The sequence below is a fragment of the Stutzerimonas stutzeri genome (assembly GCF_000935215.1).
Lineage (GTDB): Bacteria > Pseudomonadota > Gammaproteobacteria > Pseudomonadales > Pseudomonadaceae > Stutzerimonas.
The window spans coordinates 1-3,191 of sequence record NZ_JXXD01000154.1; the positions used below are offsets into that span (position 1 = coordinate 1).

4 protein-coding genes are annotated in these 3,191 nt (G+C 68.2%); all 4 read left to right on the forward strand.

Annotated elements, in window-relative coordinates; genetic code table 11:
• The coding region (locus LO50_RS16105; RefSeq protein WP_044315629.1) for a helix-turn-helix domain-containing protein at positions 1–204 on the forward strand (204 nt) is incomplete at its 5' end.
• 111 nt (positions 205–315) lie between these two features.
• A complete protein-coding gene (locus LO50_RS16110; RefSeq protein ID WP_014819311.1) occupies positions 316–714 on the forward strand; it encodes a DoxX family protein in 399 nt (132 codons plus the stop codon).
• A 252-nt stretch (positions 715–966) separates the two neighbouring features.
• Complete coding sequence (locus LO50_RS16115; RefSeq protein ID WP_044315630.1) at positions 967–2,682, forward strand: tannase/feruloyl esterase family alpha/beta hydrolase; 1,716 nt, start codon at positions 967–969, stop codon at positions 2,680–2,682.
• 268 nt (positions 2,683–2,950) lie between these two features.
• Positions 2,951–3,191: OprD family outer membrane porin (locus tag LO50_RS16120; protein ID WP_044315631.1), on the forward strand; the 241-nt coding region annotated here is incomplete at its 3' end.

The window sequence follows — 3,191 nt, forward strand, 5'->3', positions numbered from 1 at the left end:
CCTGTTCAAGCCGCAGCGGCAGCCAGTCTCGAAGAACTGCCGCTGCAACCGCTGGCCCAGACCATCGCCCAGGCCGAGCGTCGCGCGCTGCAGAGCGCACTGGCCGCCTGCAAGGGCAACCGCCGGCGCGCCGCCATGGAGCTCGGCATCTCCCGCGCCAGCCTCTACAGCAAGCTGCAGCAACACGGCCTGAGCCAGCGCTGAGCGGTCTAACCCGCGGCTTGGCCGTCGTTGACGACGCGGCAATGTCACAGCGGCTGATCTACATTGGAGGCAGGGCCGCCGATTCCCGGCGCCGCAAGGGGACGCTCAACGATGACAGACGATGCAGGCAAACTCGTTCTCAGGCTCTCGGTCGGCGTATTGATGCTGCTGCACGGCATCCACAAACTGCTGCACGGCGTCGATGGCATCGGTGGCATGCTGGCCGGCATGGGCCTGCCGACGGTCCTCGCCTACGGCGTCTACCTGGGTGAGGTGGTCGGGCCGCTGCTGGTGATCCTTGGCCTTTACACCCGCTTCGGCGCTCTGCTGATGCTGGGCAACATGGTCGTCGCGCTGGCGCTGGCGCACCGGGCCGAACTGTTCGACATCGGGCCGATGGGCGGCTGGGCCATCGAACTGCAGGGCCTGTTTCTGTTCGGCTCGCTGGCCATCATGCTGCTCGGTGCCGGGCGCTACAGCGTCGGCGGGATCAACGGCCGCTACAACTAGCCACCCGAGTGTCCGGCGCGGCGGACAGTCGTCCAGCGCGCCGGACACCTCTCTTCGCCGCTTCCTGCCCTTCGGCCATCCCGCAGCCTCCTGCGCTTCCGACTTTCCCCCTGAGCTAGAGCCTTCGCCCAAGCCGCGGCGACCGGCCATCGCCTGCTGCGCGCCCGCCCACGGCGGTGGCATGGCATTGGCTTGAGCGCTTATGCGCCCGACCCGGCGCATCGGCTCGACAACAACAAGAAGGAAGCCCCAATGATGCCTATCCGTAGCAATCCGTTTACCCGCCGCGCGCTGCGCCTGACGCCCTTGGCGCTGGCATTGCTTGCCGCCGAATCCGTGCAGGCGGCGACCTGCACCGAACTGCTTGGCCGCGAGATACCGGCCCAGGCCATCGGCCTGCCCAGCAGCGGCGCGCGCGTCACCGCAGCGACCCCTATCGCGGCTGGCGGCAGCGCACCGCAGACGTTCGGCGCCTATTGCGACCTCAGCGCCGAGATTCGCCCGGTCGACCCCGCCGCACCGGCAATACGCATGCGCCTGGTGCTGCCCGAACAGTGGAACCGCAAGGCAATGATGTTCGGCGGCGGCGGTTACAACGGCACGGTGCCGAACGTCGCCGGCAACGTACCCGCCGGCCCGGTCGATCAACCTACGCCGCTCGGCCGTGGCTACGCGGTGTTCGGCAGCGATTCCGGGCATGTGGCCGATCCGCTGAGCCCCGGCTCCTTTGCCTGGAACGACGAAGCCCTGGCCAACTACGCCCACGACGCGCTGAAGAAAACCCGTGATACCGCCATCTACCTGATCGAACAACGCTACGGCGCCGCGCCCGAGCGCAGCTATTTCGCCGGCGGCTCCACCGGTGGCCGCGAGGCGCTGGCCGTGGTGCAGCAATGGCCGACCGACTTCAACGGCGCCATCGTCCTCTACCCCGCCTACAACGCCCTGGCGCTGGACCTGCAGTTCGGCCGCATCACCCGCGCCCTCGCCCAGCCCGGCGCCTTTCCCAGCCTGGAGAAACGCGCCGCACTGCTGGAAGCCGCGATGCAGGCCTGTGACGGGCTGGACGGCGCGCGCGACGGCGTGATCAGTCATCAGGCCGCGTGCAATGCGCAGTTCGACCCGGCCCGCGCCAAGCTCAACGGCAAACCGCTGAGTTGCCCGGGCGGTGCCGACACCTCGCAGCGTTGCCTGTCGGATGCGCAGATCCAGGCGCTGCGGGTGTTCAACAGCCCGATCCGCTTCAACTTCCCGCTGGCCAGCGGCGAAACCCACTACCCCGGCTTCAACACCTGGGGCACCGACCTCGGCCGGCCGGGTGAAGGCGTGCAGCTGGTGGTCAACCGCCTCGGCCTCAACACCCTGCAGCCGAGCTACCCGATGCCCGTGCACGGCACCGGTTTCGCCGAGGGCGCGCCCTACCATTCCGGCTTCTGGGATGAATGGGTGCGCTTCTTCGTGACGCGCAATCCCACCTTCAACTCGCTGACCCTCGACCCGCAGAACCCCGGCCCGTGGCAGGCGCGCATCAGCGAGCTGTCGCTGCGCCAGGACGTCAACCGGACCGACCTGTCCGCATTCGCCCGCAACGGCGGCAAGATCCTCATGGCCCACGGTACCTCCGACCAACTGGTGAGCACCCGCGCCACCGCCGAGTACTACGAGCGTGTGCGCCGCGACATGGGCCCGGGCAAGACGCAGCGCTTCCTGCGCTACTACGAGATCCCCGGCTACGGCCACGCCGCCAGCACCGTGTTCAACGCCGCCTGGGATTCGCTGAGCGCACTGGAAGACTGGGTCGAACAGGGCCGTGCGCCGCGGCGGCAGGTCGTTGCCGACAGCGTCGGCGTGCCCGGCCGCACCCGCCCGCTGTGCGAATACCCCGGCTGGCCGAAGTACGTCGGCAAGGGCGACGTGAACGCCGCGTCGAGCTTCGTCTGCGTCAAGAGTCGCAGGAGCACGCGCTGATCTGATCCGGCGCCGGTCTCACCCGCCGGCGCCGTCCAGTCTGCCCGACTGGACACCTCGACCCCGCAGAACACCACCGCCCGCCATACATGTCCAGCCCAACGGACGCACCGCAGCCCGCGCGGCAAGCCCAGCCAACCGCCCATAGAACGCTCTACCACGCGCCATTGCGGCGGGTGGCCACTCGAGCGCCGCGCCTGGCACGCCTTTCGCTCTATGCCCTGTAGCCGCCCGAGAGCGGCCCAAAACAACAACAAGAGGAAATACCATGCGACTGCACCACAAATCCCTCTGCCACATTCTCTGCGGCGGCGCCGTAGTGATCGCCACCAATCCCGCCAGCGCCGCCTTCATCGAAGACAGCAAGGCAAGCATCGACCTGCGCAACTTCTATATGAACCGCGACTTCCGGCAGTCTGGCGCTGCTCAGTCCAAGGCCGAGGAGTGGGCTCAGGGCTTCATGCTGAAAATGGAGACCGGCTACACCGAAGGGCCGGTCGGCTTCGGCC